The sequence below is a fragment of the Rhizobacter sp. SG703 genome, from assembly GCF_012275445.1.
Classification (GTDB): Bacteria; Pseudomonadota; Gammaproteobacteria; order Burkholderiales; family Burkholderiaceae_C; genus Rhizobacter.
The window spans coordinates 162,548-184,841 of the sequence record NZ_JAAZQK010000011.1 but is presented as its reverse complement, the minus strand read 5'-3'; the positions used below and the strand labels follow the sequence as shown (position 1 = coordinate 184,841).

Here is a 22,294-nt window from a genome sequence, read left to right as displayed (position 1 = left end):
GACCGGTCGTCATAATCGCCGCCACAACGACAGTGGTGGAGGGCCGATGAGCTTCGTCTATGCAGTGCTGGGCGGCCTGGTCGGCTTGGCGCTCGGTGGGCCGGCCGGTGGGCTGGTGATGCTGATCGTGACGCCGATCGTGATCTGGCAGATCCGCAAATCGAAGCAGGCCGACGCGGCCGCGCCGGCCGAGGCGCCGTGGCCCGACATGCCGGACGAGGCCGCCACCGCGACGCCGCCCGTGCCGCAGGCTTCTGCGCCGAAGGCACCCGATCTCGCGCAGCGCGTGGCGGCGCTGGAGCACGAGGTCAGCGCGCTTCGGCTGCAGGTGCAGCGGCTGTCGGTTGGCACTGTGGCAGGGGGGACCGAAGCGGTTCCGCAGCCGATCGCCGACCGCGTCCTCGAAATCGACCTGGAGCCGTTGCTCGACCCGCAGGCCGCGCAGGTCGCCGGCCAGGCGAGCCGCTCCGCGACCGAGCCGCTGGTGGAGCCGCCGGCCGCACCGCCTGCCGTCACGACCTTCGAGCCCGTCGTCGAACCGGCCGCCGAGCCCGTGGCCGCCGCGGAGCCGGCCGCGCCGCCGAGCTGGACCGAGCCCTCGCGCGCGAACCCGCCCGCGCCGGTTGCTCCGCCGCCGCCCGCGGAGCCGCCGGTGCCGCCGCGCGACCGCCTGCCGCCGTTCGTCGCGCGCTGGATCTTCGGCGGCAACACCATCGTCAAGGTGGGCGTGCTGATCCTGTTCCTCGGCCTCGCCTTCCTGCTGCGCTACGTGGCCGAGCGCGCCACCTTGCCGGTCGAGTTCCGCTATGCCGGCGTCGCGCTGGTCGGCGTCGTGATGCTGGTGCTCGGCTGGCGCCTGCGCGAGCGGCGCGATGCCGCCGGCGGCACCGGTTACGGGCTGATCCTGCAGGGGGCAGGCATCGGCGTCTTCTACCTGACGGCGCTGGCCGCGCTGCGGCTCAACGCCTTGCTGCCGCCGGGGCCGGCGTTCGCGGTGATGGCGGCGGTCGCGGTGCTCGGCGCGGCGCTCGCGGTGCTGCAGAACGCGCCGTGGCTCGCCTACGTGTCGGTGGCAGAAGGCTTCCTCGCGCCGGTGCTGGTGTCGACCGGCGGCGGCAACCACGTCGCGCTGTTCAGCTACCTCGCGGTGCTCGACGCCGGCATCTTCCTGATGGCCTGGCACAAGGCCTGGCGGCCGCTGAACCTGATCGGCGCGGTCGGCACCTTCACGCTCGCCGGCGCGTGGGCACAGGCGCACTACACCGATGCGCTGTATGCGTCGACGCAGGCCTTCCTGCTGCTGTTCTTCGTGCTGTTCACGGCGATCGGCGTGCTGTTCGCGCGGCGCGCGCTGGCGCTCGGCGACGACAGCGCCGCGAGCGATCCGCTGGCGCAGCGCGCGCGGCAGGCGCTGCAGCAGGTAGGTCGGGTCGACAGCGCGCTGGTGTTCGGCGTGCCGTTGGCCGCCTTCGGGCTGCAGTACCTGATGGTCAGGCACACCGGGTTCGGCCCGGCCTGGGCGGCGCTCGGCTTCGCGTTCTTCTACCTGCTGATCGGCGGCGGCTTGCTGCGCAGCGCGCGCAGCCGCTATGCCTTGCTCGGCGAAGCGCATGCGATCGTCGGCGTGATCTTCGGCACGCTCGCGATCCCGCTGGCGCTCGAAGGCTCGTGGACCGGCGCGACCTGGGCTGTCGAAGCGGCCGGCATGTTCTGGCTCGGCGTGCGCCAGCACCGGCTCTACACGCGGGCCTTCGCGCTCGCGGTGCTGGCCGGCGCGGCGGTCCGGCTGGCGGCTTCGCTGTCGCTCGACCTGCGGCCGGGCACGCCGCTGATCGACGGCTCGCTGATCGGCGTGTTGTTGCTGCTGGGCAGCGTGCTTGCGATGTGGCGCGTGCACCACCGCCATCCGGTCGTGCAGCGCGCGGCCTGGGAGCAGGGCAACGACATCGCGCTGCCGTGGCTGGCCGCCGTGGCGGCAGCCCTGCCGGGCTGGATGCTGCTGGCGCCGCTGTGGGCCTCGGTCGCGACGGCGCTGCTCGCGCTGGTGCTGGCCGCGCTGTCTCACCGCTTTGCGCTGCGCGTGCTGGCGGCATGCGCGGGCGCCTTGCACCTGGCCGCGCTGGCCGGCCTGGCGGGTTCGTTGCACCTCGACCCCGAGAACGCGCCGCGCGACGGCTGGCCGGGGCTGGCCGCGGCCCTGCTGGTCGGCGGCAGCCTGCTGGCAACGGCGTGGCTGGAGCTGCGTGCGCAACTGCGGGCGCTGGACGAGCGCGACGCGTTGCCGCGCTGGTCGCTGGCGAGTGGCGCGGCCTTGCTGGCCGGGCTGGCGGTGGTGGCGCTCGGCCTGCTGTGCGTGCTGCCGCCGGAGCGCGCGGCGCTGGTGTGGCCGTGGCTGGGCGTCGGCGCGCTGTGGCTCGGCTTGCGCATCGCGCACCCGGCGCTGGCGCTCGGCTGGCTGCTGCTGCAGGTGGGCGCGGCCATCGCGACGCTGGCCTTCGGGCCGGACCTGCTCGCCGACGTGCCGTTCGGCGGCCTCGGCTTGGGGCTGCCGCTCAGCCTCGCGCTGACCGGGCTGCTGGCCGGCGATGCGTTGCAGCGCGCGGCACGGCCGGCCTCGAACCCGGCGCTCGCCTGGACGCGACAGGCGGTCGTGCAATGGGGCATCGTCGGCTGGTCGCTCGCGTGGTGGGGCCTGATGCTGGTGCCGCAGGTGCTGCACCTGTTGCGGCAGGCCGAGGCGCTGCACGGCTGGCCGGCCGCGATGGTCGGCTGCGTGGTCGCGAGCTCGCTGCTCGCGACGATGCTCGCGGCCTGGCGCGACTGGCGTGTGCTCGGGCAGGCCACCGCGCCGACGCTGCCGGCGCTGGTGCTCGTCGCGCTCGTCATGGCGGCGCTCGATGTCACGCCGTCGGCCCACCTCGGCTGGCTTGCTTGGCCGGTGGCGCTGCTGTGGCACGGGCTGTTGCTGCGCCGGCAGGCCGGCTGGTTCGGCGGCTGGCCGCTGCAGGCGCTGCATGTGCTCGGGCTGTGGCTGTTCGTCGGGCTGGCGTCGACCGAGCTGGCGCTGCACCTGGCCGATGCCAGCGCGCCCGGTTCGGCCTGGCGCGTGCTCGGCTGGGTGCCGGTGATCGCCGCCACGGTGTTCGCGCTGACGCGGCCGGCGGTGCTGCGCCGCTGGCCGGTCGCGGATTTCCGCGACGCCTACCTGGTGGCCGGTGCCGCGCCGCTCGCGCTCGGCCTGCTGCTGTGGGTGTGGGCCGCGAACGCGCACGACGGCACGGCCGCGCCGCTGCCGTACCTGCCGCTGCTCAATCCGCTGGAGATCGGCCTGTGCCTGGCGCTGCTGGTGCTCGCGCTGTGGCTGCGGGCGCTGCCGCAGGCGGTGCGCGACCAGGTGCCGCCGGCCGTGGTCCGCGGCGTGCTGGGCCTCAGTGCGTTCGCGGTCTACACCGGCCTCGTGCTGCGGCTGGTCCACCATGCGGCCGGCGTGCCGTGGGACGAGGCCTCGCTGTTCGAATCGACGCTGACGCAGGCGATGCTGTCGGTCGCCTGGTCGCTGGTCGGCGTCGGGCTGATGCTGCTCGGCCACCGGCGCGCGATGCGCACCGTGTGGATCGCCGGCGCCGGCTTGCTGGGCGTGGTGGTGCTGAAGCTGTTCTTCGTCGAGCTGGCCGACCAGGGCGGGCTGTACCGCATCGTGTCCTTCATCGTGGTTGGCGTGCTGCTGCTGGTGGTCGGGTACTTTGCGCCGGTGCCACCGCGGCGCGCGGCGGCGGTGGCCGAAGGCGAGGTGACCGCATGAAGACGAACCGGGTCGCGATGGCGATGGGGGCGGCCGCCGCCGCGGTGACGATGGTGACGGTGGCCGCTCCGCCGTCGAACGTGCTGCGGCTCGAAGGGGTCGGGCCGTACTACACGCTCGAACTGCCGCTCGCGTGGCAGGTGCAGGCCGGCACGACCGACCTGCGCGGGCTGCAATTGCGCAACGCGCTCGGCGAACCGCTGCCGTACGCCTGGGCCGATGCCGCGCCGGCGCAGCAGAGCCTGGCCAGCGGCAGCGTGCCGGTCTTCAAGCTGCCGGCACCGAAGCCCGCGAAGAAGGATGCGCCCGACGACGCTCCGCGCGGCTGGGTGCTGGACCTGCGCGGCGCGAAGGGCGCGGTGATGGAGGTCGCGCTCGCGCTGCCCGAGCGCGCGAACGGCGTCTACCCGGTGGCGGTGGAGGCGAGCGACGACCTGACGCACTGGCGCACCGTGCGCAGCGAGGTGCAGCTGGTGGCGCTGCAGCACCAGGGGCAGCGGCTGGACAGCAGCGTGCTCGAACTGGGCGGCGTGCGCGCGACCTACCTGCGCCTGCGCAGCCTCGGCAGCGGCCCGGTGCCCGAGCTGACCGGCGCCGAGGTCACGACGGCCAGCTTGCAGTGGCCGCAGCCCGCGCTGCAATGGAGCGAGCCGATCGCGCCGACCGGCTGCGATGCGCAGCATTGCGACTATGCGCTGCCGGCGGTGGCGCTGGAGGCGGTGGAGCTGCTGCCGCACGATGCGAACACGGTGGCGCAGGTCGGCTGGCTGGCGCGCGGCGAGGTGGCGCCGTTGTCGCATGCGCACCGCCACGGGTTGCGCCGGCACCTGCACCATCCGCTGCACGCGCTGCGCGACAAGCGCATTCCGCCGCTGCCGGCGCCCGAGCCGGGCTGGCAGCCGCTGGCCGACGGCAGCGTCTGGTGGCTGCGCCTGCCGACCGGCGAATCGCGCTCGCCGGTGCAGCACCTGGATGGCGCGGTGCACCTGCAACTGCGGCTGCAGGTGGCCGGCGGCGTCGCGCAGCTCGGCACGCAGCCGCCGCAGCTGCGCATCGGCGTGCGCCCGCGAACGCTGGTGATGCTGGCGCGCGGTGCCGCGCCGTACCGCACCGCGTGGGTCGAGCCGGCGGCGGCCGCCCCGGCGATGACGGTGGCCGAACTGATGCCCGCGCGGCGCAGCGGCGACGCGCTGCCGGCCGACCGGGCGGTGCTGCAGGCCGATGGGGCGGCGGTGGCGTCGCCGGTGGTGAAGGCGGCGTCGGTGCCGATGGCCGCGGTGCAGCCGGACCTGTCGCGTGCGTGGTTGTGGGGCGCGCTGGCGGCGGGTGTCGCGCTGATGGCGGCGATGGCGTGGTCGCTGTTGAAGGGGCCAGGGAAGGGCAACGAAAAGGAAGAGAAGGCCTGAGCGCCTGCCTGGCGATTGAAACCCGACGGAACGATTCGCGCGGTGGTGTCACCCACCGGCATCGAACATCGACCGGAGGATTCGCATGGAGGCGCAGCGTGGCGGGGGCAGTCCGTTTCGAAGAAGCAGGACGCCGCAGCCTTCTCCTCGTGCTGACGCCAAGCCGTTTTCCGAGACACGGCTGGGGCGGTCCCGCGCAGACAGCGACGAGGCGTTGGCCGGGGCTCGGCAGTTGCTCGAGACGCAGCGACCTTCTCTGCGGACTCTCCGGCGGCCTTCGGCTTCTGAGCCGTCATTGCGCGAGCCTGACAGCGAGAGCCTCGATCTGAGCAGCGCGCTGGGGCGTCTGACAACGCTTGTCATCGCAGGCTCGATCGCGGGCCGAATCAAGCGGAACGCGCAGGGTCGGGTTGTCGCCGCCTTCCGGATGAAGACCGGCTGTGATCCTGGCGAACTGACCAGGATCGCGCAAGCGCTTGAGTCGGGAGGCGAATGCGTGTGCGCTTTTCAGCTGCGCGTGGCGCTGATGCTGGACGCACGCGCGGTCGACACGAACTTCATGGCCAACCTCAACGCATTCATCGGCCTGCTGCCGACTGCAGAAGGGACGATGAGCCATCGATCGCGAGAAGAACTGTTGGCGCACTGCCGCAGCCTGCGCGTATTGGCGAGCCGCGAGAAGTTCGAGCGCTTCGGCGATCTCGGCTACCTGGGCAACCCCGGTTTCCTTGGGTCTCTGTCCGCCGAGGAGGCCAGGCCAGGTGAGCCTTTTGACGCACTCAACGACGTCATCGTGTCGCTGGAACGGCGCTGGATGCTGTGCGACCCCGTTTCGATGGGCAGCAGTGTCGACATGCGCTTGGAGCAAATCGCGCTGGACGCTCCTCCCAAGTCGTCTCGCCGCCGGACCTTCTCGCAAAGCGACGGCTTCGATCTGCGCAAGCTGACCGGGCGGGTCGGCAACGGGCGACGCTGGTCGGGCCGGACAGGCTGGCTTCTCGACTCGCGCCTCGAACAGGCATTCACCGCACTGCTCGACAACGGATCCGTCATCTGCGACCGTGCTGCGGACGGCGAAGGCGAGGGTGAATCGGAGATCATCGGCTTCACATTGAAGCCCGGCTGCCACAGCGACACGGTGGCGAACGTCGCGACGGCGCTCGAGAAAACGGAACCGGTGCTTGCGCTGCTGCTCTGGGCTGCTTGGGCGATGAACGAGACCTGTGTAGAGAAGGAATTCCTCGAGGCCATCGCGTCTGTGCTCAAACTGAAGGGGCGGATCGACATGCCGTCTCTGTCGCTGTGGAGAATCCTGGGCGAACTTTCCACGCATGTCCGGGCACTGCTGACACTCGAGGCCGCGCCAGATCCTGATCAGGTGTTGCTTGTCACCGCTCCGCTTCACGACTGCAACTTTCTCGCGGGCGACGAGTTGCTCGAAGCCGTCCGGAAGCGGTCCTGCGCGGTGACGGAGCGTGCCTTGGCCGAGCAGCAGCCAGGAGGCCTTCGGGCGACCGCGATCGCCGGCATGGCCGCTTGGGGGATATCGCCGTCGGACAGTCACGCCATGCTGGCCGACGGTGGCACGCTTGACTCGCTGGTCCGTCTGTTTTCGTTGCATTCCCCTTGGTCGAATCCGAAGCAATGGGTGGGCGACGACAAGCACGGCTTCCTCGACTTCAGTCTGTGCAAGCCCGGCACATCGCACGACGTGCTGACGGTCGCGTCGGCCTTCGAGCGCGCCGGGTTGCCTGGATTCGCATTGCAGTTGCTTGCCGCCCACCTGACTGAGATGGTCGAGTTGACAGGGGCCGACCTGCCGTGTGTCGCGCTCGCCACCAAGATCGCGAGCAAGACCGACCTGCTGAACGGCCTGGCCATGCGGGCGGCGCGGGCCATCCTGCTGCACGCTCGCTTGATAAGGCAGTGCGAGCTGTTTGCCGACGCGCAGTGCGGCGATGCGTTGGCAACGCTGGAGGAGAACCTGATCGGTGCCGTGGTCGTCAGCACGGGCGGCACGAGAGAGATGCTGCCGATCGGCACGATCGACGGGGTGTGCCACATCCTGGATGGGCTGGCAGGCCGGGCTTCTTCCGAGGAACAGGGCCAGAAGATCGGGCAGGCTGCCGCCTGCCTTGCGGCGGTCGACTCCGGGCCGGGGCGACGGCGCATCGAACGCAGTCTGCAGCGGGCAACGATCCAGGGCGCAGGGGGCGCTCTGCCGAGCGTGAAACGCTTTGCCGCGTTGTGCGAGGCGCACCAGGGCAGCGTGATCGCGCAACTGCGTGTACCGCTGACGCAACAAGGCATCCAATGGCGGCAAGGAAAATTCGTCGAACCCGACGACAGCAGCTTTTCGTGGAAGCCGCTTTCCTGCATGAGCGCCTTGACCATCGCACATGTGCGCCTGTGCCGACCGGGCTTCACGGCCACGGCGGGCGATGCATCGTCATTGATCAAGCTCTTGCACCCCCGGATCGCCGCGTCCGACACTTCGCTGCGGGCAGCCCTGCTGGCACTGGCACTGCGTTGTTCGGCCGCGCGTCCCGACCTGCGGGACGAGGCATTGGATGCCGTGGTGGACGACCTTCTGGCGGGCGATGCAGTGCGTGACGCCATGCTGGAAGGCGATGTGTCGGACCTTCCGGTGGTGCTGTGCACGCTCGTTCAGGCGCATTGGTTCACGACCGATGTGAGGAAGAAGGTCTTCAAGCACATCGTCGACAGCGCGGAGTTTGCGGTCGTCATGGCCAGCGGGTCGGCGCCCTGCATGCTCGACGAAGCCTTGGCGCAGATCGGCACGGACCCGATGTCGTTGCGGCGCACGAGAACGCGCCGCTTGCTTCGCCAGATGATCACGCCGCGCGCATGCCGAGGCAGCCTGAGGGCGATGGCGCGCCCGATGCTGTTGCAGACCCTGAACGATCGCTCGCCCCGAGGCCTTGCACTGATCGAGGCCTTGTGCTTGCTCGATCACGGGCTGCGCAAGCCGCTTGTCGATCAGGTGATGGCGCATCTGAACGCCAGGAACAAGGAGGTCGACCTTGGCGACCTGACGGCCTTGGCCACCACGCTCGGGCAACCGATCTCGTCGACGTGGAGTCGGCGCTCGGGCCAGCGTCCACCTGGCTTCGTCACGGCCGCCCCGAGCCTTTTCGCGACATGGCTCGGGACCGGCGTGGCCGATGCCGGCAAGCCTGCGAACCTGCTGCAGAGTCTGGCGGCCGTTCTTCGCCATCGACGCGACGCCAGCGGCAGCGAATGGCGCGACAGCGCGGCGGGCCTGGTGTTCGCCATTCGCGTGGCCTTGCGTGCGAGCGCGGGCGTGGCCGACGACGTACTCGATGCCGTCGTGACCGCCGCTGTGTCGCGCGGATCCAGAAAGTATGGTCGCTCGGAGTTGTTCGCTCATGCCAGTCTGCTGGCTTGTCGGTGGGTGCTGGCGGGGCGCTCGATGCCGATGGACGACAGCTCGCAGGTCGCGCTGTTGGCGCGCTTGATGTGTGCAGCCCTGGCGCTGGACATGAAAGATCCTGCGCCTTGCGCCGACCATCTGGCATGGGTCGACGCGCACGTCGGCAAGGTCGAACCCGGCCTGCTGGATGCGACGTGGTTCAGCGACATGCGAGCAAAACTGCACATCGGGTTACAGGCACTGACAGCCTGAAACCCGGCGTGTTGCCGCTGTCTGACACCCCCGAGGAATAGGCACGGTATTGCCTCTTTATCGTTGGCTGGCCGACCGGTCCGTCTCGCAGAATCCGTTTTCAGGGATACACCAGCGAGACCTGCATGAACTCTGATTCCATCGACCGTTCCTGGCGCGCACTGCCGGCGCTGCGTCTGCCGCTGTCGGGCTTCCTGGAGGAGCACGGGCAGGGCGGCGACAACCTGCTGGCCACGCTGGTGCGCCGCATCAACGCCGGCAACCTCGCCTACCTCGGCGTGCCGGCCGACCTGGTCTACCGCCTGGCTTGCCTGTGCAGCCGCTGGTCGCCGGACCTGCAGGAGTTCATCGCGCAGGTGCTGGAGCGCAGCGGCAACCTCGATCACTTCCTGACCCAGCCCGCCGCGACCGACCACCATCCTGAGATGTACGGCCTGCTCGAAGCCAGCATCACCGCGGCCGAGTTCGCGATGAACGCCGACCACGATGCGCGCAGCCGCAAGCCGCTGCCGCCGATCGTCTCGGAGCTGCAGCAGGTCTGCTCGGCCACCGCCTTCCTGTTCGACCTCGGCAAGGTGTTCAGCGAACACGCCGGCCAGGACCTGCCGCGCAGCGCACGCCGCCAGCTGCACCCGCATGCCGACCTGGCGCGCTGCTGGCGCAGCAGCTGGACGACGCTCGCGCGCCGCAACCCGATCCTCGCCGCCTGGCTCGACCAGGTGGCCAGCCGCCGCTCCGGCGCCACCGCCGCGGTACGTGCGGCGCGCGCGCTGACGCACAACGCGGTGCGCGCCAGCTGGCGCAGCGACAGCCAGTTGCTGCCGGTCTGATCCGACAGGCCGCCGCGGGCATGCGGCTTGCCGCCGTTCGGGATCGACCCGAACCGGAGTGCGCCATGCCGACCCAGACCGCCCGCAAGACCTCGCCGACCGCCAAGACCGCCAAGGCCGCGAACCCCGATCGCCCGCATGCCGACGACGGCGAAGCGGTGGCGGTGAAGCAGCGCCGCATCCAGGCGACGCAGGACCGTGCCGACGCGAAGAAGGAGCCTGCCGGCCAGCCGGCCCGCAAGGCCCAGAAGGCCCCGGTGCAGGCCGGCGCCCGCGAGCAGCCGGTGCAGTTGCCGGCCCAGCACATCGACAAGCCCGGGCTGGAAGCCGAACTCGAGCTGAAGCCGAAATTCCTCGCGCCGTACTACGAAGGCAGCCACAAGCTGCAGGACAGCGCCGCGCTGATCACCGGCGGCGATTCCGGCATCGGCCGCGCGGTGGCGGTGTTGTTCGCCCGCGAAGGGGCCGACGTCGCGATCGTCTACCTGAACGAGCACGAAGACGCCGAGGAAACGAAGCGCTGCGTCGAGGCCGAAGGCGGCCGCTGCGTGCTGATTCCCGGCGACGTGCGCGACCCGGCGTTCTGCCGGCATGCTGTCGACCAGGCGGTCAAGGCCTTCGGCAAGATCGACGTGCTGGTCAACAATGCCGCGTTCCAGGAGCATGCCGAGTCGATCGAGGACATCACCGACGAGCGCTTCGACGAGACGCTGCGCACCAACGTCTACGGCTACTTCCACATGGCCCGCGCCGCGTTGCCGCACATGGGCAAGGGCGCGGCGATCATCAACACCGGCTCGGTGACCGGGCTCGAAGGCAGCGCGCACCTGCTGGACTATTCGACGACCAAGGGCGCGATCCACGCGTTCACGAAATCGCTCGCGAGCAACGTGCTGCACCGCGGCATCCGCGTCAACGCGGTGGCGCCGGGGCCGGTGTGGACACCGCTGAACCCGGCCGATTCGCCGGCCGAGAAGGTCGCCACCTTCGGGCAGAACACCGACATGCGGCGCGCCGCGCAGCCGGAGGAGCTGTCGCCGGCCTATGTGTTCCTGGCGTCGCCGGCCTGCTCCGGCTACATCACCGGCATCGTGCTGCCGGTGACGGGGAGTGTCGGCGCGATCTGATCCGGCTGGCTTCGGCGGAAAATACTGTATATATTTACAGTATGACGCCGAAGTTGATCCAGCCCCTCGTTCCCATGCCCGTGTCCATGCCCACCCCGGGCGCCATCAAGGGCCGCGGCACCGCATGGGCCATCGAACACCGCTTCACGAAGCAGGGCGGCGAAGACTTCGACGACGGCTGGGGCACGCTCGATCAAGAGGCCAGCGAAGAACACCTGCCACGCAGCACGCACATCATCGAGGAACGGGTCAAGAGCATCCTCGCGAGCAACGAATCGCCCGACGTGCACTTCGACCTGTCGATCAACCCCTACCGCGGCTGCGAGCATGGCTGCATCTACTGCTTCGCGCGGCCGACGCACAGCTACCTCAACATGTCGCCCGGGCTCGATTTCGAGACCCGCATCATCGCGAAGGTCAATGCCGCCGAGCGGCTGCGCGAGGCGCTCGCGAGCCGCGCCTACGAGCCGCAGATGCTGAACCTCGGCTCGGCCACCGACGCCTACCAGCCGGTCGAACGCAAGCTCGGCATCACCCGCTCGGTGATCGAGGTGCTGCACGGCTGCGACCATGCGTTCTCGATCGTCACCAAGTCGTCCGGCGTCGAGCGCGACCTCGACCTGATCGCGCCGATGGCCGCGCGCGGTCTCGCGGCGGTCTACGTGTCGGTGACCTCGCTCGACGCCGGGCTGTCGCGCATCCTCGAGCCCCGCGCCGCGTCGCCGCAGCGGCGGCTGCGCACCATCCAGACACTGGCCGAGGCCGGCGTGCCGGTCGGCGTCAGCATCTCGCCGGTGATCCCGTTCATCAACGAGCCCGAGATCGAGCGCATCGTCGAAGCCGCCGCCGACGCCGGCGCACGCTCGGCCTTCAGCATCATCCTGCGGCTGCCGTGGGAGGTGAACCCGCTGTTCCAGCAGTGGCTGGACCAGCACTTCCCGCAGCGCGCGGCCCGCGTGATGGCACGCATCCGCGACATGCGCGGCGGCAAGGACTACGACGCCACCTTCAGCAAGCGCATGAAGGGCGAGGGCGTGTGGGCCGAGCTGATCTCGCAGCGCTTCCACAAGGCCTGCGCGCGCCACGGCATGAACCGGGTGCGCACCGAACTCGACCTGACGCAGTTCCGCAAGCCGCGGCTGCCGCCGGCCAACGGACAACAGGAGCTGTTCTGACGCGCGGGCCGAGCGCCGGGCCGGTCAGTCCTTCAGGTCGGGCTCGAAGAAGATCCAGCGGATCGACGGAAACGCCACCCGCAGGCCGGCCTCGACCCGGTTGATCGCGTCGATCAGCGCCACGTCCGACGGCTGCGGCGCCATGCGGGCCTTCACCGCCACCATCACGTCGTTGCCGAGCTGCTGCGTCAGCAGGTTGTAGATCTGAGCCACCTCGGGCTGCGCGGCGATGTGCGCTCGCATCGCGGCCAGCACCGTCGGCTCGGCGCTCTGGCCGACCAGCAGCGACTTGACCTCGGTGCCGACCAGGATCGCGACGATGACCAGCAGCACGCCGATCGCGATCGAGCCGATGGCATCCCACATCGGGTTGCCGGTCAGCACCGCCAGGCCGATGAAGCCGAGCGCGGCGACCAGCCCGCCGAGCGCCGCCAGGTCTTCGCCCAGCACGACGATCAGCTCGCTCTGCCGCGAGCGCCGGAACCACTGCCACAGCGTCTGCGTGCCGCGCCCCTTGTTGATCTCGCGCAGGCAGCCCCACAGCGAGACGCTCTCGGCCACGACGCCGAACGCGAGGATGGCCATCGCGACGCCGGCGTACTTCACCGGCTCGGTGTCGTGCAGCTTGTGCACGCCTTCGTAGATCGAGAACAGGCCGCCCATGCTGAACAGCATCAGCGCGACGATGAAGCTCCAGAAGTAGATCGCCTTGCCGTAGCCGAGCGGGTGGTCGGCGGTCGGCGCCTTCTTCGCTTCCTTCAGGCCCCAGATCAGCAGGCCCTGGTTGCCGCAGTCGGCGTACGAATGGATGGCCTCGGCCAGCATCGACGACGAGCCGGTGAAGACCGCGCCGACGGTCTTCGCGATCGCGATCGCGAAGTTGGCACCGAGGGCGAAGAAGATGGACTTGAGCGAATCGGACGAGGCGGACACGGCAGGGCGGGCGAGTCGATCGAGCTGGCGACTTTACCTGCGCCGTGCCGGTCCACGCGCCTGCCCGTCATGCCTTCAGGCCGTGCGCGTACCCCGGCGGCACCCGCGTCTCGATGCCCGGGAACCAGACCTGCCCGACCGCCGGCAGCCTGACCTGCCGGCCGAGCGCGGCACTGCCGGTGAACACATCGAAGTGCGCACCGAAGATCGCGCCGCCGGTGTCGTTGACGGTGAACCAGCCGTCGTGCACGAAGCTGCCGCCGCGGCCGTCGGGCAGCGTCAGGCCGTCGAACTCCCGGATGTAGACCGGCGTGTGCGCCGGCACCAGGCCGCCGTGGCCTTTCCAGCGCGGCTCGGAGTTCGCCTTCAGCCCGAGGTCGGCGGCCAGCGTGCGGAACGGCGTGTACGGCACCTGGCGCTGCGTGCCGTAGCCGACGCCGCGTTTCGCCGCCGGCACCTCGTGGAAGGTCATCGCGCGCACGACGCGGCCGCCTTCGACCGAGATGCCGGAGTAGCGCGTCGGCACCGGCGGCCGGCCTTGCGCCTTCAGCCTGGCATTGCGCCGCGCATAGACCCGCTCGTGGTAGTCGAGCACGGCGGCATAGCGTTCGTGCGCCACCGGCGTCGATTGGCCGGTCACGTTGACCAGCCGGCCGTCGCTGAGGCGGGCCGTGCCCTCCAGCGCCAGCTTCGCGAAGAACGCCGGGCTGCCATCGGCGATCGCGCGACCGTCGGCGCCGAGGATCGGGATGCGGATGTCGTGCGTCGGCTCGTCGGCCTGGTCGACGACGTGGTAGGTCGTCAGCCTGAAGCTGCGGAAGGCCGCGGGGTCGGCGGGCGGCTGCGGCCGGGTGGTCGATGCCGGCGTGCCGGCGACGGCGATGGCACCGGCGATGGCACCACCTGCCGCACCCGCGGCGGCGCCGCTGCCTGCGGCGTCGGTGCCGGCCACGTTCTCGCGCAGCGCCAGCAGGTAGCGCGTCGGGTTCAGCAGCGAGGCCGGCGCGTTCTTCTCGTCGCGCCACCAGCGGGCCGTGGCCCGGCTGCCCTTCACGTAGGTCTCGAAGTGCAGCATCGCGGTGTCGCTGACGAAGCCGATCGGCTGGCCCGCGCTCACCCGGTCGCCGACGGCCAGGCCGTGCTGCTTCAGCGACGCCTTCGTCAGCTCGCCGTAGTTGACGACGACGCCCGAGCCCTCATGCTCGATCAGCAGCCGGTAGGTCGACTGGCCCGAGGCCGCCTTGTAGAAGAACGCGAACGACACGATGGTGCCGCTCTCGCAGGCCTGAACCACGTCGCCGACCTTCGCGAACAGGTCGACGCCGACATGCCGGCGGCGCGTGACGACGCCGTGGCGTTGGCCCTTGCGTTCGGCGAGGAACATGCGGCCGGCGCGGCCTTCGATGCCGTCGGGCTCGCGAAACTTGTACGAGATCACCCGCGCCTGCGGGTGCGCGGTGCGCAGCGGCCAGTGGCTGCCCTGCGGCGGCAGCGGCGCGAACGGCACCGGTCGCGCCGCGGGCACCGGCAGCGGGGCCTTGTCGCCCAGGGCCAGGTCGAGCGCGTCGGGCGTTTCCGTCTGCGGGCCGGCCTCGAAGGCCTCGTCGACCTCGGCCTCGGCGGCTGCTTCCTCGTCGTTCTCGAAGGACTCGGCCTCGTCGTCCGCGCCTTCGTCGTCGGCTCGCTCGTGGTCGACATCTTCGTGGCCTGGATCTTCGCAGGCGGGCTCCTCGTCGTCGTGCGCCGCTTCGAGTTCGTCCGACAGCTCATCGACGAGCTCGTCCATCTCGTCGTCGCCGGACTCGTCCTGGCGGTCGATCTCCTCCAGCGCATCGGGGTCCTCGCCCTCCATCGGCAGCCAGTCGTCCAGCTCGTGGTCGGCAGCGCCAGTCAAGCCCGCCAGCAGCGCCGGCAGCTGCAGCCCCGGCACCTGGTGGTGCTGCGCCTTCGACACCTTCGTCACATGCAGGTTGCCACCCCGTGCGGCGTGGAACGCATCGCCGCGGCCGTGGGTCGGCGAGCCAGCGATGTAGAAGAAGTGCGCCTGCAGCCCGGGTCGGTCGGCGAGCCAGCGTTTCCAGTCCGCCGGATCGCCGGCGTAGGTGGAGTCGAAGGCCCACACCTGCGCCAGTTGCGCGAGCGCGCCCTGGCCCATCTGCGGATCGGCGTGCAGCGCGCGCAGCGGCTCGAGGAAGTCGTAGGCGCGCGAATGCCCGGAGACCACCAGCCGTTGCAGTGACGGCGGCTGGCCCAGGCCCTGCACGCGCGCCACGTCGGCCAGCACGTCGGCGAGCAATGCGTTGAGCCGTTCGGGCCGCGCCAGCGCGCTCCAGCGCGGGTGCTTCTGGCCGGAGGCCGTCACGCCGCCCGGCGCGTTCCAGTTCATCGCCGGCACGACGACCACCATCGGCAGGCCCGCTGCATCCACCAGCGCGCCGAGGCGGAACGGCGCCGCGGTGATGAAGCCGGCCGGCGGCTTCGGCGGCAGCGAGGCGCCGATGAGCAGGCCGTGCACGTGGAACAGCACGTCGACGCTGGCCTGCCCGAGGGCGGCCTTCGGCACGAAGATCGCGACGGGTTCCGGGTGCGCGGCAGACTTCAGCAGCCAGACCTGGCCACCGAGGTGCGGCACCGGCGTGGCGCCGACCGAGGGCGCGGCCGATGCCGCCGATGCCGCCGATGCAGCAGCCGGCGCCTTCGCCGATGTCGCCGACGACGCCGATGGCAGCGCATCCGCCAGCGCGTTGCGGATGGCGGGGTCGAGCACCGCGCCGAAGCCGAGGTGGCGCTCGGCGCGGAACGCCGCCAGCGCTTGGTCGAGCTTCGCGTCGCGCGTGCCGTACGACGCGAACATCGACGCCTGCGCCAGCCGTTCGAGCGCCCGCTGCGTCAGTGCGATGTCGGTCGTGCTGCCCGGCCCCGAGCTGCTGCCGAGCCGGTGCTTGTCGCGAAAGCGCGCCAGCGCGGCACGCGTCATCGGGCCGGCGTTGCCGTCGTCCGACAGGCGTTCGCCTTCGGTCGCGTTCAGCACCCGCTGCGCGAAGCGGACCCAGGCGGGCGTCTGGCCGCCGCCCGACAGCGTGGTGGTCGAGGTGCCGGACGGCAGTGCCGGCGCGGCCGACGAGCCGCCCTCGAAGCGCGCCTTCAGCCCCGGCGGGTTGTATTCCCAGTGCCACGGCTCGCGCCGGTACGGGTACCAGCCGAAGCCCTTGGCGCGCAGCATCATCCACTTGTAGACCGGCGAGCGGTACATGCGCACCAGCTTGGCCATCTTCTCGGCGGTGCGGGTCTGGCTCTTGCCGGTCAGGTCGAGGCCGCGCACCGACATCTGCAGGTCGACCGCCAGCCCGTACATGTGCGCGGAGTTCTTGCCGGCCACCGCCTTCGCGTTCGGCTGCCCCGCGCTCAGCTGGGCCTGGTGCGCCGGCGAGCGCCACGACGACGCGATGTCGAGCTGTACCCCTTCCTGCAGCGCCGCCTCCCGCATGCGCAGGAAGGCCTCCGCGGCTTCGGCGTACAGCTGCTGGCCTGCCTGGCCCGGCACGGCCACCGGGCGGTGCGCGCGGAACGCGATCTTCGTGTCGCCCAGGTTCACCCGGCGCTCCGGCGTCACGCGGGCCATGTCGACGAACAGCCGCTCCGACAAGGCCCAGTGCGCCTTCACGGCCGCGGTGGCCGAGCCGCCGGGCGGCACGTTGTCGGGGAACTCGATGTCCTTCCAGGCCACCTCCTTCAGGTACTTGCGCTGCAGCGCCGGGTCCGGCAGGCGCTCCAGCGCCGAATGCTGCAGGTCGAGCACCCACGCGCGGTCGCCGGCCGACAGCGGGGCGTTCACCACCGGCGTGTCGTCGACCTCGCACTCGTTGTCCAGTTCGCCGGCCGGCTCATCGGCCGATTCGAGCTCATGGCACCCGCAGGCCTCGCACTCCTGCTGCGAGTCGGCGCCGAAGGCGGCCTCGTGGCCGACCAGCGCGAGCTGCACGTACGGGCTCTCGAACAGCAGCGCACCTGGCCCGGCGCCGCCGCGCATCGGCAGGTCGGGAGCGGTCTCTTGCTCCTGCGCCGGGTAGGCCGACAGGAAAGGGGAATCGGGCTTCATGGCATCTCCCTCGCCGCTCAGTTGGGCGCGACCTTGCGGGCCTTGACATCGCGCCCGGTGATGGCCGTCCAGTGCGTGATGATGGTCCGCATCGCCGCCTCGGGCGTGGCCTGCAGCGTGGTGTCCGGCGTGAACAGCGCGCGCACCTTGTCGGTGGTGTCGTAGTCGTTGCTCTCGATCTGGGTCAGGATCCGCGAGATGGCATCGGCCATGTCGAAGTAGTGCTTCGACAGGCCGTGCGCGGGCAGCCCGACGCGCTCGGCCACCTTGAACAGCCGCTGCTCGGTGCCGTTGGCCTGCGCGCGCAGCGAGTTGATGATCGGCGAACTGGCGCCGTCGTTCTTGTACTCGAGCGTGAGGTGGAACCACGACATCGCGGTGACCGCCGAGAACTCCTCGCGCGCCAGGTTGCCGTCCTGGCGGCGCGACAACAGCATGTTCTTCAGCTTGCTGACCAGCGTGACGATCTTGGCCGGGTCGGTCGGGTTGCTGCTGGCGGTCGCGCCGACGTAGGTCATGCCGACCCAGACCTCGCGCAGGAACTCCTCGAAGGTCGGCACGAACTCGGCGTTCGCCGACTCGGCGCGCACATACGGCTGCGGCTTGCCGTCGTCCATGCCGTGGTTCAGTTCCATGCCGAACATGCGCTGGTACGGGTTGCGGCGGTTCGCCCGCAGGTCGCTGCGGATGTGGCCGGCCAGCGAGGTCGCGAAGAACGGCGCGCCGTCCTTGAAGAACAGTTCTTCGGTGTTGCGCAGCCAGGCCTGCGAATCGGCATCGGGCACGCCGAGCTTCTCGCCATGCACGAACTCGTGCACGACGCGCCTGAACACCTCGTACAGGCGGGTGTTCTCGATCATGTAGGCGTAGATCAGGTGGTCCCAGCGGAAAGGCCGCGGCACCTCGGTGGGGTCGGTGGCGGTGACGGTGGTCAGGATGTCGGCCAGCGCGGTCGGCAGCGGTGCGCCTTCGCTGCTCGGGGGCGGCAAGGCGGACAACGGGCTGCGGCGGTCGGGGTCGCCGAGCGCCTTGGCCGGGTCGTCGAAGCGCTGGCGCCAGGCTTCTTCGAGCAGCCAGGCGAGCTCGGCCGGATGCGCCCTGAACAAGGTGTCGGGCGAGACGAGGGTGGCGAAGTGTCTGAACATGACAGGGTCTCCGTGGGTCAGGGGTCGGCTCAAGGCAGGTTGCGCACGCCGACCGGGTCGGCGAGCGTGGCCAGCTGGGCCGAGAGCGTCTGGAAGCGCAGCGCCACGTCGAGCGCCGGGCCATCCAGGCCGGTCGAGGTCGTGATCTGCTGTTTGGCCTTGGTCAGCACGGCCAGCAGCAGCTGCGTGATCGCGTCGGTGGAGGGCGGGTTGTGGCTGCCCCACTGTTGGGTCTGTGCGTCGGTGTGCACATCGGTCTGCACCGCGGGTTCGACGCTCGCGGCGATGACGGTGCGGCGCGCGCCGCGGGCGGGAGGGGGAAGTGCTTTGGCCATGGAACGGCTCCTGTGGGTGCGTGGTGGTGGGGAAGGGGATGGAAGGGCGGGGCTCAGGCGGACTGCAACGCGCCGCCCATCCGCAACATCGATTGCTGCTGCTGTTCGAGGATGCGTTTCGCTTCCTGCGGCTGGCCGCCGCAGCGCGCCAGCTGCAGGCCGGTCAGCCCGAGCGTGCGCAGCGGCTCGGACCACAGCCAGTGGGCCGACGTGAACAGCGCCGGGCCGAGCGTCGACTGCAGTTCGTCGAGCGCGGCCGGGCTGACGCGCTGCGGGTGCAGCAGCTCGCGCAGCGAGCGGCCGCGGAAGCAGCGCATCGGCGTCTCGACCAGCAGCCGCGCCAGCTCGGGCAGCAGCGGTTGCGAATCGGTGATCAGCGCGCGCGTGGCGGCGTCCACGCGCTCCAGCGAATGCAGCCCGGTCCACGCGAGCTCCAGGTCGTCCCAGGGGCCCGCGCCGTAGCAGTGGCGGCACAGCGCCGCGCCGAGCTGCACCCGCAGGTAACTGACCGGGTGCGGGTCGCCGGGCGAGAAGCGGAACACCAGGCTGGGCTCGCCGGACAGCACGTCGTGCAAGGCGGCCACGCTCGCGAAGCCGGTGTGGCCGAACGCGAACGCATCGGCCGCGATCTCGCTGGCCCAGCTGGCCCACACGTCGGCCAGTTCGCCGTGCGAGCCCGCTTGCGAGCCGACACCGGAGAGGCCATGCTGCAGCAGCGTGCGCAGCTCGTCGTTCCAGCCGGTGATCTGCGCCACCTGGTGGCCGGTCTCGTGGACCAGCGCGGTCGGCCGCAGCAGGTTGTGGCGGGTGATCTTGATGGTCGCGACCGGGCACACCGCGCCGCCGTCCCACAGCCGCAGGCCGGCCTTCATGATCGCCGCGCCGGCGCCGCAATCGAGGTAGGTCAGCACCACCGGCGTCGGGTGGCCCAGTTCGTCGAGCACCTGCGACATGCTGCGGTAGGCCAGGCTGTCGCAGGCGCGCAGCATCGCGGCCACCTGCGGGTTGGTGCGGGTGTTGATCGCGTCGGCGAAGAAATCCAGCGTGGTCTCGGTGCGCAGGTACTGCCGGCGGAAGGCCAGCAGCATGCGCCGCACCTGCGCCTGCGCGGCCGGGCTGCGCGCCGCCTGGGCATGGGCCAGCAGCACCTGCGCATCGGCGGCCAGCGCATCGACCTTGGCCTGCAGGTGGCGGCGCAGCGCGAGCCCGAGGTACTGCTCGAGCCGGCCCCACGCCGCCTCGCCGGCCAGGTCGTCCAGCGCCAGGCGCGACGCGGCCAGCACCCAGTGAGCGATCTGGCGCTGCGTCTGCAGCGCGGCGGCAGTCTGCAGGTCAGCCACAGCGGTGCCCCGGTGCGACGGTGACGGTCACCGCCGGCGGCGGGTCGAGCGCCAGTGCGGCCGGCACGGCGCCGCGGCCACCCATCGCGTCGCACACCGCCTTCAACGCCGGCGGATGGGCGAGCGCGAAACGCAGCGTGACGCCGTCGGCCGCGTTCTCGGTGGCCGCGATGAAGGCGGCCGACTGCGCCTGGATGAAGCTCGCGAAGCCCAGCACCAGCCAGTTCTGCAGCGCACCGGCGTAGCGCCTGGCCTGGGCCTGTGGCAGGTTCTGCAGGCCGGGCTTCGCGGCCGGCGAGGCGCCGGCATCCACCACCCGCAGGCGGCGGCCCGGCGGGCCGGACAGGATGTGCTGCAGCCGGCCCTGCAGCGCCCGCCCGAAGCCGGCGCTCAGCACGCCGGCGTTGGTCGACTGGCGCAGCCGCATCGCGAGCTTCTGCGCCTTCGCCTCGCTGAGGAAGATGCAGGCGCGGATCTGGTCCTGGGTGCAGTCGAAGCGCAGGTTCAGGTGCATCGCGCGGCGTGCGTGACCGTGGCGGTGGCGGTGCCCATGGCCGTGCCGGCCGTGCAGGTGCGGCCGCCGCCCGCCGGCATCGATCCGGTAGAAGCGCTGGCCCATCGCCGGGCGCTGCCCGTTGCCGTCGAACGGCCGCCCGAGGCCGGGCGCGCCGAGCAGCGTCGCCGCGGCCTGCGGCGTCAGCGGGTGCAGCTCCTGGCTGCCGAGCGCACCCGACCCGTCGCCCTGTTCGAACTCGTTGCGCGCGATGTCGGCCAGCTCGGTGCCGGGCAGGGTTTCATAGAGGTGCACCTGGGCATCGGCCGCTTCGCCCTCGGGCAGGCCGAGCTGCTCGTGCAGGAAGTCCGCCAGCGGCGCACCTTCGAAGCTCGCGACCTCGGCTGCCATGTGCGGCGTGATGCGCACGTCGAACACCCGCGTGCAGCGCTTGTAGCGCTTGCGACCGCGCAGCGGCAGCATCACCCAGCCGGCATCGATGCCGGCTTCGAGCAGCTCGGGCCGCTGGCGGTAGGTGCCGGGCGGCAGCACCGCCGGCAGGTTGGCGGCGGCCGCCTGCTCGAAGGCCTCCATCGCGTAGCCTTCGAGCAGCTCCGGCTGGTCGAGCACGTGATCGGGCAGCGCGGCGATGCGGCCCACCGCGTCCTCGACCGTCGCGGCGACGGCCGACGCGGCGAGGCCGGCCTCCTGCTCGTCGGTCATCTCCAGGTTCAGCAGCTTCAGGCCGGAGTCGACGATCGCGCGCGACAGCACCGTCGCCTGCTGCGGGCCGATCAGGTTGGCAATCAGCTTGGCCAGCAGCGACGCCAGGAAGTTGACCACCCGCGGCCGGCCGATCAGCCGCAGGCCGACCTTCAGCGCCGCCGCGGCGACCGGGATGAAGTTCTCCAGCATCGGCTGCGGGCTCTCGCCGGGCCGCAGGTCCTGCAGCTCCTGCACCAACCGCTCGCGGGCGTCGTCGAGTTCGGCGAACACCGGCGGCGCTTCGCCTTGGCCGAGCGCGACCGACTGCGCCACCTCCATGTCGAGCTGCGTCTCGTCCTGCGCGAGCACCGCGTTCGCGACCTGCTGGTCGAACTCCTGCTGCGGCAGCGGCGCGTCGGCGCCGGCCACGTCCTGCACGCCGGCCGCCGCGAGGGCCGCGTCGGTGGTGTCGGCGGCGGGCGCCGGTGCCGGCGCGGGTTCCGGCGCCGCGAAGCCGAGCTTGCGGGCGAGGGCCAGCGCCGCCGGCTGAACCGGCGCCGGCAGGTGGCCGATGGCCTTCTGCAGCACGCGCTGCAGCAGCGGCTTGACCAGCGCCTTCAGGCGCGACAGCAGCGGCCCGAGCGCGAGCTTCTTGATGCCCTGCAGCGCCGTGCCGGCGACCTTCTTCACGACGCCGCCGATCTTGCCGAGCAGCTTGCCGAAGAACTGCTCGAACTGCGGGTCCTGCTGCACCTCCTGCCCGGTCGGCGCATAGCGGTCGACGAAGGCGTCGATCTCGCCTTCGACCAGCCCGCCGCTTTCGCGCGGGCCGAACTGCTGCGCCATCGCGTCGACCATCGCCTCGCATTCGCGCACCAGCGGCGAGAAATGCTGCATCACCGCGCGGTCGGCCTGGGAGCGCGGCAGGCCGGCCGCGAGCTGCCGGTCGTGCATCGCGCGGGCATGGCATTCGAGTTCGAACAGCGTCTCGTCGAACTCCTCGTCGTGCAGTTCGTCGATCAGCCCGGCATACGCTTCGCGCATCGGGTCGTCGTAGGCGGTCTCGTCGTCGCCGGCCTCGTACACCGAGACGAAGGGCGAGCGCGTCGCGGCGCGTCCGGAGATGCCGTAGCCGGCGGCGGGCTCGGCGGCTTCGGATTCGGCAGCCGGTCTGAAGCTGTCGAAGGCCAGGAACGGCGCGGGGATGGTGGCAACACTCACGGCAGGCACTCCTCGT

General features: G+C 71.1%; 12 protein-coding genes. 6 read left to right on the top strand and 6 right to left on the bottom strand.

Annotated features, from left to right (window positions below):
- The first annotated feature begins 46 nt into the window (after positions 1–46).
- The 6 genes from FHT26_RS23050 to FHT26_RS23025 all read left to right on the top strand — a co-directional run bounded on the left by FHT26_RS23050 (position 47) and on the right by FHT26_RS23025 (position 12,007).
- Entirely contained in the window at positions 47–3,802 is a 3,756-nt protein-coding gene (locus FHT26_RS23050; RefSeq protein ID WP_246868067.1) for a DUF2339 domain-containing protein, read from the top strand.
- Positions 3,799–5,208: a DUF3999 family protein gene (locus FHT26_RS23045; RefSeq protein WP_168562432.1), complete on the top strand. Its 1,410-nt coding sequence runs from the start codon at positions 3,799–3,801 to the stop codon at positions 5,206–5,208. Before FHT26_RS23050 ends, FHT26_RS23045 begins: the two co-directional genes overlap by 4 nt.
- A 295-nt stretch (positions 5,209–5,503) precedes the next feature.
- Positions 5,504–8,875, top strand: a complete 3,372-nt coding sequence (locus tag FHT26_RS23040; RefSeq protein ID WP_168562431.1) for a hypothetical protein — start codon at positions 5,504–5,506, stop codon at positions 8,873–8,875.
- Positions 8,876–9,000: 125 nt separating this feature from the next.
- On the top strand, positions 9,001–9,705 hold the full coding sequence (locus FHT26_RS23035) for a hypothetical protein (protein ID WP_168562430.1): 705 nt from the start codon (positions 9,001–9,003) through the stop codon (positions 9,703–9,705).
- A gap of 65 nt (positions 9,706–9,770) precedes the next feature.
- On the top strand, positions 9,771–10,832 hold the full coding sequence (locus FHT26_RS23030; protein WP_168562429.1) for an SDR family oxidoreductase: 1,062 nt from the start codon (positions 9,771–9,773) through the stop codon (positions 10,830–10,832).
- Between the two features lie 74 nt (positions 10,833–10,906).
- Positions 10,907–12,007 carry a PA0069 family radical SAM protein gene (locus FHT26_RS23025; RefSeq protein ID WP_168562428.1) on the top strand — a complete coding sequence of 367 codons (1,101 nt, stop codon included), beginning with the start codon at positions 10,907–10,909 and terminating at the stop codon, positions 12,005–12,007.
- A 24-nt stretch (positions 12,008–12,031) separates the two neighbouring features.
- Here the strand turns inward: FHT26_RS23025 and FHT26_RS23020 are convergent, their stop codons facing one another.
- The 6 genes from FHT26_RS23020 to FHT26_RS22995 all read right to left on the bottom strand — a co-directional run bounded on the left by FHT26_RS23020 (position 12,032) and on the right by FHT26_RS22995 (position 22,278).
- On the bottom strand, positions 12,032–12,940 hold the full coding sequence (locus tag FHT26_RS23020; RefSeq protein ID WP_168562427.1) for a cation diffusion facilitator family transporter: 909 nt from the start codon (positions 12,938–12,940) through the stop codon (positions 12,032–12,034).
- Positions 12,941–13,007: 67 nt separating this feature from the next.
- On the bottom strand, positions 13,008–17,039 hold the full coding sequence (locus tag FHT26_RS23015) for a D-alanyl-D-alanine carboxypeptidase family protein (protein ID WP_168562426.1): 4,032 nt from the start codon (positions 17,037–17,039) through the stop codon (positions 13,008–13,010).
- Between the two features lie 17 nt (positions 17,040–17,056).
- A complete protein-coding gene (locus FHT26_RS23010; RefSeq protein ID WP_168562425.1) occupies positions 17,057–18,184 on the bottom strand; it encodes a hypothetical protein in 1,128 nt (375 codons plus the stop codon).
- A 29-nt stretch (positions 18,185–18,213) separates the two neighbouring features.
- Positions 18,214–18,519 (bottom strand): hypothetical protein, encoded by a 306-nt coding sequence (locus FHT26_RS23005; RefSeq protein WP_168562424.1) that lies wholly within the window; start codon positions 18,517–18,519, stop codon positions 18,214–18,216.
- Positions 18,520–18,572: 53 nt separating this feature from the next.
- Complete coding sequence (locus tag FHT26_RS23000) at positions 18,573–19,859, bottom strand: hypothetical protein (protein ID WP_168562423.1); 1,287 nt, start codon at positions 19,857–19,859, stop codon at positions 18,573–18,575.
- Positions 19,852–22,278 (bottom strand): hypothetical protein, encoded by a 2,427-nt coding sequence (locus FHT26_RS22995; RefSeq protein WP_168562422.1) that lies wholly within the window; start codon positions 22,276–22,278, stop codon positions 19,852–19,854. Before FHT26_RS22995 ends, FHT26_RS23000 begins: the two co-directional genes overlap by 8 nt.
- Between the last annotated feature and the right edge of the window lie 16 nt (positions 22,279–22,294).

Bases quoted from the DNA above. Each gene is read 5' to 3' on its own strand.
- FHT26_RS23050 (WP_246868067.1), top strand. From the start codon at position 47: ATGAGCTTCGTCTATGCAGTGCTGGGCGGCCTGGTCGGCTTGGCGCTC.
- FHT26_RS23045 (WP_168562432.1), top strand. From the start codon at position 3,799: ATGAAGACGAACCGGGTCGCGATGGCGATGGGGGCGGCCGCCGCCGCG.
- FHT26_RS23035 (WP_168562430.1), top strand. From the start codon at position 9,001: ATGAACTCTGATTCCATCGACCGTTCCTGGCGCGCACTGCCGGCGCTG.
- FHT26_RS23030 (WP_168562429.1), top strand. From the start codon at position 9,771: ATGCCGACCCAGACCGCCCGCAAGACCTCGCCGACCGCCAAGACCGCC.
- FHT26_RS23025 (WP_168562428.1), top strand. From the start codon at position 10,907: ATGCCCGTGTCCATGCCCACCCCGGGCGCCATCAAGGGCCGCGGCACC.
- FHT26_RS23015 (WP_168562426.1), bottom strand. From the start codon at position 17,039: ATGAAGCCCGATTCCCCTTTCCTGTCGGCCTACCCGGCGCAGGAGCAA.
- FHT26_RS23010 (WP_168562425.1), bottom strand. From the start codon at position 18,184: ATGTTCAGACACTTCGCCACCCTCGTCTCGCCCGACACCTTGTTCAGG.
- FHT26_RS23005 (WP_168562424.1), bottom strand. From the start codon at position 18,519: ATGGCCAAAGCACTTCCCCCTCCCGCCCGCGGCGCGCGCCGCACCGTC.